The organism is Brevundimonas abyssalis TAR-001 (assembly GCF_000466985.1).
In the GTDB taxonomy this organism is placed as follows: domain Bacteria; phylum Pseudomonadota; class Alphaproteobacteria; order Caulobacterales; family Caulobacteraceae; genus Brevundimonas; species Brevundimonas abyssalis.
In genome coordinates this window covers 1-6117 of the sequence record NZ_BATC01000093.1, presented here as the reverse complement: position 1 = coordinate 6117, position 6117 = coordinate 1, and the positions used below count along the sequence as shown (strand labels likewise).

5 protein-coding genes and 2 tRNA genes are annotated in these 6117 nt (G+C 66.9%); 3 read left to right on the top strand and 4 right to left on the bottom strand.

The annotated features are described in order from the left end of the window. Positions 1-288 precede the first annotated feature (288 nt). Positions 289-1215 carry an NAD(P)H-dependent flavin oxidoreductase gene (locus MBEBAB_RS14335; protein WP_021698705.1) on the top strand — a complete coding sequence of 309 codons (927 nt, stop codon included), beginning with the start codon at positions 289-291 and terminating at the stop codon, positions 1213-1215. 38 nt (positions 1216-1253) lie between these two features. Beyond that, complete coding sequence (locus MBEBAB_RS14330) at positions 1254-1955, top strand: TorF family putative porin (RefSeq protein ID WP_021698704.1); 702 nt, start codon at positions 1254-1256, stop codon at positions 1953-1955. A gap of 15 nt (positions 1956-1970) precedes the next feature. Here the strand turns inward: MBEBAB_RS14330 and MBEBAB_RS15900 are convergent, their stop codons facing one another. The 4 genes from MBEBAB_RS15900 to MBEBAB_RS14310 all read right to left on the bottom strand — a co-directional run bounded on the left by MBEBAB_RS15900 (position 1971) and on the right by MBEBAB_RS14310 (position 5850). Continuing rightward, on the bottom strand, positions 1971-2144 hold the full coding sequence (locus MBEBAB_RS15900) for a DUF1328 family protein (RefSeq protein ID WP_021698703.1): 174 nt from the start codon (positions 2142-2144) through the stop codon (positions 1971-1973). 60 nt (positions 2145-2204) lie between these two features. Then, complete coding sequence (gene ligD / locus MBEBAB_RS14320) at positions 2205-4736, bottom strand: DNA ligase D (protein ID WP_021698702.1); 2532 nt, start codon at positions 4734-4736, stop codon at positions 2205-2207. A 279-nt stretch (positions 4737-5015) separates the two neighbouring features. Further along, positions 5016-5576, bottom strand: a complete 561-nt coding sequence (locus MBEBAB_RS14315) for a DUF4142 domain-containing protein (RefSeq protein WP_021698700.1) — start codon at positions 5574-5576, stop codon at positions 5016-5018. Positions 5577-5776: 200 nt separating this feature from the next. Further along, positions 5777-5850, bottom strand: a tRNA-Gln gene (locus tag MBEBAB_RS14310). 157 nt (positions 5851-6007) lie between these two features. On the opposite strand from MBEBAB_RS14310, the gene MBEBAB_RS14305 reads away from it, so the two are divergent. After that, a tRNA-Pro gene (locus MBEBAB_RS14305) sits at positions 6008-6084 on the top strand. Positions 6085-6117: the final 33 nt, after the last annotated feature.

The window sequence follows — 6117 nt, the reverse complement described above, 5'->3', positions numbered from 1 at the left end:
GCCCGCCCGTTCAGGGCCTGAACACCGGCTAGCGCCTAAGACGCGTGCCCACCGGGGGCTCTGGAAGAACGATCGCGCGGGGCGTCAGCCTTCGTCGAAACGGTATTTGTCTATTCCTTACACCGGGCGATGGCCCGGCGCCCCGTTCCCTTCCCATCACCCCGCACCGACGGGCGCCTTGGCGTGGGCGCCTTGGCGTGGGCGCCGTTCTCCTGCACCGTCCCTGATGCATTGCCTTACGCCGCGACAGGCCGCTATGCGTATTGAAACGAAACCCAGGAGACGCCCGTGGCCATTCCCGCATCGCTGGACAAGAACCTCACCCTCCCCGTCATCGCCGCGCCCATGTTCCTGGTGTCCGGCCCGGATCTGGTGGTGGAGACGTGCAACGCCGGGATGATCGGCACCTTCCCCTCCCTGAACCAGCGCACCACCGAGGGCTATCGGGACTGGCTGGTGGAGATCAAGGAGCGGCTGAAGCCCGACGCCGCCCCCTTCGGCGTCAACCACATCGTCCACCCCACCAACCCCCGCCTGATGGCCGACATGATGGTGTCGGTGGAGCATCAGGTGCCCCTGATCATCACCTCGCTGGGCGCGGTGCGTGATGTGGTGGATGCGGTGCACGGTTATGGCGGCGTGGTCTTCCACGACATCGCCAATGTGCGTCATGCCCGCAAGGCGGCCGAGGCGGGCGTCGACGGCCTGATCCTCGTCGCCAACGGCGCGGGCGGGCACGCCGGGGTGGTGAACCCTTTCGCCCTGGTCAACGAGGTGCGCACCTTCTTCGACGGAACCATCATCCTGTCCGGCTGTCTCTCCACAGGTCAGGATGTGGCCGCCGCCCTGATGATGGGCGCCGACTTCGCCTACATGGGCACCCGCTTCATCGCCACGACCGAGAGCCTGGCTCAGCAGGAATACAAGCAGATGATCGTGGACGCCGGAGCCTCCGACGTCACCTACACCCCGGCGGTGTCGGGAATCCCGGCCAATTTCCTGACCCCGTCGCTGGTCGCCAACGGCATCGATCCCAAGTCCCTGCCCGAGCACAAGCTGGACATGGGCGAGGAGGCGCGGGCCTGGAAGACGGTCTGGTCCGCCGGTCAGGGCGCGGGCGGCGTCCATGACATTCCGACCACAGCCGAACTCATCCGTAGACTGAATGACGAATTTGTATCGGCTTGTGATAAATTCGTCAGAAAGCGGAGTTAATGGCGGCCACACACCGCCAACAACATCTGAGTCGTCTCATGCTCCGCACCACTCTTCTGGCCGCCGCCCTCGTCGGCCTGTCCGCCCCTGCCGTGTCGGCCCAGGACGGCGGGTTCAGCCTGCCAGACGGTTTCGGCGTAGAGATCGGAGCAGGCACCGACAACCGCTCCAAGAACGCCTCCAAGACCAACGGCGAGGCCTATGCCTACGGCATCGTGGACTGGGCCCCGGCTACGGGTGATGTCTACGTGTCGGGTTCGATCGAGGGCGTGGACTCCAACGGCGCGGACTGGGAGTCCCGGCTGCTGGTCGGCTGGGCGCCGCAGTTCGCCGGCTTCGACTTCGACATCAACGCCGCCCACAAATGGCTGGTCGACCCCGTTCCTGGCGTGGATGACGACAGCTGGGAATTCACCGCCAACGTCTCCCGCTCCATCGGACCGGCGAGCGCTCGGCTCCAGTATCAGTACTCGCCCGACGCGATCGGATCGACGGGAAGCTTCAGTTGGGTCGAGGCCCGCGTGGGCTGGGAATTCACCCCGCGCCTTGAAGGCACTGCGGCCATCGGGCGGCGGGAGCAGCGCAACAGTGTCGACTACACCGGCTGGAACGTCGGCGCGACCTACGCCCTGACCCGGAATCTGGAGCTGGACGTGCGCTACTACGACACCGACGTCGATCTGCCCGCCGACAACAAATACGATGACACAGTGGTGGCCGAGATCAGGCTGGCGTTCTGATCCCGGCCTGCCCGGTCAGGTGACCTTCTTGGCCACCGTGAATCCCAGCACCAGCAGCACCACGAACACCACCACGGCGGCAATGGCGAGGAACTGCGCGATTCCGGCGGCGGCGCCGGCGATCCCGGTAAAGCCCGCCAGCCCGGCGATTACAGCGATAACGGCGAAAATCAGCGCCCACTTCAGCATGTCGTTCTCCTTTTTGAAGACGGAGAAACGGCGCGCAGACGGGACCGTTCCAGAATGCGTCTAGCCCACGCCCACCTTCTTGAGGATGGGCCGCAGCGACACCTCGCCTTTCCTGAAATCCTTCCAGGGATCGGGCTTCTTCAGCAGGGCCGGCGCGGTGCGCAGGGTGTAGGCCTTCGGGTCCAGCCCCTTGCGCACCTGCCCCCACGACAGCGGAAAGGCGATGGTGGCTCCCGGCCGGGCCCGCGCTGACCACGGCGCCGCCGCCGTCGCCATGCGCCCGTTGCGCAGATAGTCGAGGAAGATCTTCCCGCCCCGCGCCTTCTTGGACAGGGTGGTGGTGTAGCGGTCCGGCGCCGCGTCCCTGACCTGCTCGCAGACCGCCTTCGCAAACGCCTTGGCCTGGTCCCACTCCACCCGGCTGCGCCCGTCCGCCTTGATGGGCGTCACCACGTGCAGCCCCTTGCCGCCCGTGGTCTTGACGAAGGGATTCAGGCCCAGCGCCTCCAGCGTCGCCTTCATGTCCTTGGCCGCAGCGATCACATCCTCGAAATCCAGCCCCTCGTCGGGGTCCAGATCGAAGGTCAGCTGCTCCGGTGTCTCCGGATCGCCGGGCTTGCAGCCCCACGGGTGCAGCTCGATGCCCCCCGATTGGGCGATGGCCACCAACCCGCCCACGTCGGACGCCGCCAGATAGGGGGTCCGCTGCTTCACATCGATCAGCTTTAGGCGCGGGCTCGATCCCCTCATGGCGTGGCGCTGGAAGAAGGTCTCTCCCTCGATCCCGTCCGGCGCCCGGATGATCGATGTGGGCCGGTCTGCCACATGGGGCAGGATGCGCTCGGCCGCCATCTCCATGTAGCGCGCCAGATCGGCCTTGGTGATCGCCGCCTCGCCGTCATGGGCGGGCCACAGGGGCTTGTCGGGGCTGGAGATGGTCACGCCCGCCACCACCACCTTGCCCTTGGGGCTGACCGTCTTCGCCGGCGCCTGGGGCGCGTCGGTGACGTCGCTTGGCGCCTTGTCCTCGCGCAGACCCTTGTAGGCGGCGTGGCGCAGGGTGCCGTTCTCGGTGAGCCCCCCATGCTCGATCTCGGCCACCAGCATCGGCTTGACCCAGTGGATCTCCCGCCCGCCCTTGGGCGGAGTCTTGCCCGCGAACGGACTGTCGTCCGAGGCCGCAGCCTTCAGCGCCGGGACCAGCACCTTCGTCAGCGCCTCGCTGTAGCCCGTGCCCACCCGGCCCAGATAGCGCAGACCCTTGCCCTCCTTCACCCCCACCAGCAGCGAGCGGAACCGCGTGCCCTTCTCCGACGACCAGCCGCCGATGATCACCTCATCCCGGCCCCGGCATTTGGACTTCACCCAGCTGGCCTGCCGCCCCGCCCGGTACGGCGCGTCCAGCGTCTTGGAGATCACACCCTCCAGATCCATGCGACACGCACTGTCCAGCACCGCCTGACCCGTGGTGGCGAAATGCTCCACGAACCGCAGGCCCGGCCCCGCCTTGCCCGCCCGGTCCACATAGGCCTGCAGCCGCGCCTTGCGCTTGGCCAGCGGCAGGTCCCGCAGATCCTCAGCCCCCTCGAACATCAGGTCGAAGGCGAAATAGATCAGGTCGTCCGTGCGCTCCTCGGAAATGGCCGCCTGCAGCGCCGAGAAGTCCGGCATGTGGTCGTCGTCCAGGGCGCACAGTTCTCCGTCGATGACCCCGTCCGGCCAGCCGGCCGCCTGCTTGGCCAGCGCCGGGAACTTCGCCGACCAGTCCAGCCCGCTGCGGGTGTAGAGCTTCGCCTTGCCCCCGCCCACGGCCACCTGGATGCGGTAGCCGTCGAACTTGATCTCGTGCGCCCAGCCGGAGCCGCCGGGCGGATTGTCCACCACCTTGCACAGCTGGATCGGCGTGAAGGACGGCGGCCCCTTGCCCGTGCTCGTCCGGGCCTTCGAGACCTTGGGTTTCGCCGGCGCCTTGCGACCAGTGGGCTTCGAAGACGTCCATTCCGAATCGCCGCCGGCGATCTCCGCCAGGCTACGGCCCGTGGTCACCGAGGCGTCGATCTCGGCCAGGGCGTCGCCCTCCCCGTCCACGGCGTACTCGTCCTTCTCCTTGATCAGCAGCCAGTTGTTCCGCTTGGTGGGCCGACCCCGGTCCGACTTCAGCCGGATCAGCGCCCAGCCGCCCTTCAGCCGTTCGCCTTCCAGCACCAGCTTGACCACGCCCTTGTCAAAGGCCGCGTCCAGATCCTCGTCCTGCGGCGTCCAGACGCCCTCGTCCCACATCTGCACCGTGCCGGCGCCGTAGTTGCCCTCGGGGATGGTGCCCTCGAAGCCGCCGTAATCCATGGGGTGGTCCTCCACCTCCACGGCCAGCCGCTTGACCGACGGATCGCGCGACGGCGCCTTGGTCACCGCCCAGGACTTCAGCACCCCGTCGTGCTCGATGCGGAAGTCATAGTGCAGCCGCGTGGCCGCATGGCGCTGGATCAGATAGCGCAGCCCGGCCTTCGACCGCGCCGTCTTCCGGCCCTTCGGCTCGGGCGTCGCCCCGAAATTCCGCTTGGCCTGATAGGTCTTGAGCTCGCCGCGCGCCATGGCCGCCACTCCTCCGTCGTCCGTCCGGACAGCGGAACGCGCCACGCGGCGATTCGCTCAGGCGGCGGAATCGTCGACTGTCGAAGCTGGCTGTCCTTGGCGCTCTTCTGTTGGTTCCTGCGGCGACGACACGTCCGTCCCGTCGGGACTGGCGGTTCACACAGGCCTGCGCGCCCTGAACCGTCTAGCGCCGAAAAGCCCCTAACCTGCTGCGAAATGAAAACGGCCCACCTCGCAGCAGGCGAAGCGGGCCGTTCAGACGCATCCGAAGCGTCGTGATTAGTCGTTCAGGGCGCGGGCGCGCTCCAGGTGCATTTCGATCGGCCCACTGACCTCTGCCGCGTGCGCCGCCAGTTCGGGCGCGTCGTCATGGTCTGCGAACCCACGGTGCAGAGTCAGGGCCTCTTCGTGGGCCGCGACCTGCTGGTCGATGTAGACTTCATCGAAGTTGTCCGCGTCGCGAAGGTTGTCGATCAGGCCCTGACGGCGCTCGTCCAGTTCGGTCGGCAGTTCGGCGTCGATCTGACCGGACTGAACGATCTGGCCCATGGCCTCGCTGGCGGCGGTGTGGTCGTCATGGATCATCTGGGCCAGTTCGCGGACCTCTGCGTTCTGGCTCCGTTCAAGCGCAATCTCGGCCGCCTGGATCTCGTACATGTCGCCGATCGCTGCATTGGTCACATAGCCCTCGACCGTGTTGGCGCCCAGCGTCGCGGCGGACATTTGACCCACGGGCGCCGACGCGGCGTCCTGGGCAGCGTTGACCGGGTCCTGTTCCTGTTCGCCGCAGGCGGCGAGAAGGGCTGCGGCGGCGACGCCGGTGATGAGGATGCGGATCATGGGTAGTCTCCCTGTGCTGATGCCGAATAACGACCTGCCCCCGAACAGGGTTCCCCCTGCCAGCACCCATGCGCCGGCATTGCGTCGCCGGCGAAGCCATCGAGTGGCAAGATCGCGGGGCTGGTAACCCGCGACAGACGGCCAGCTGCAAACCGACTCTCTCGGAGCGGGGCGAAGCCGCTAAAATCGTTTTGGGAGAATGGCTGGGGAACTAGGACTCGAACCTAGAATGACGGTACCAAAAACCGTAGTGTTACCATTACACCATTCCCCAGCAGGACCGGCGCAGCCCCGGCGGGGAACGCCGGGGAGGCGGTCGAATACGCCAAGGCGTTTTCGGATGCAACACCGCTTTTGACGGCTTTTTCGCAACGGCGAAGAACTGCGCTTGCGGGCGCCGGGGCGCGTGGTTATAAGCCGCGTCCTCAAGTCGGAGTGTGGCTCAGTCTGGTAGAGCACCGCGTTCGGGACGCGGGGGTCGCAGGTTCGAATCCTGCCACTCCGACCATTTTCCCGCCCTACCGCTCGGCGCGCGGCGCCT

Bases quoted from the DNA above. Each gene is read 5' to 3' on its own strand.
- MBEBAB_RS14330 (WP_021698704.1), top strand. From the start codon at position 1,254: ATGCTCCGCACCACTCTTCTGGCCGCCGCCCTCGTCGGCCTGTCCGCC.
- MBEBAB_RS15900 (WP_021698703.1), bottom strand. From the start codon at position 2,144: ATGCTGAAGTGGGCGCTGATTTTCGCCGTTATCGCTGTAATCGCCGGG.
- ligD (WP_021698702.1), bottom strand. From the start codon at position 4,736: ATGGCGCGCGGCGAGCTCAAGACCTATCAGGCCAAGCGGAATTTCGGG.
- MBEBAB_RS14315 (WP_021698700.1), bottom strand. From the start codon at position 5,576: ATGATCCGCATCCTCATCACCGGCGTCGCCGCCGCAGCCCTTCTCGCC.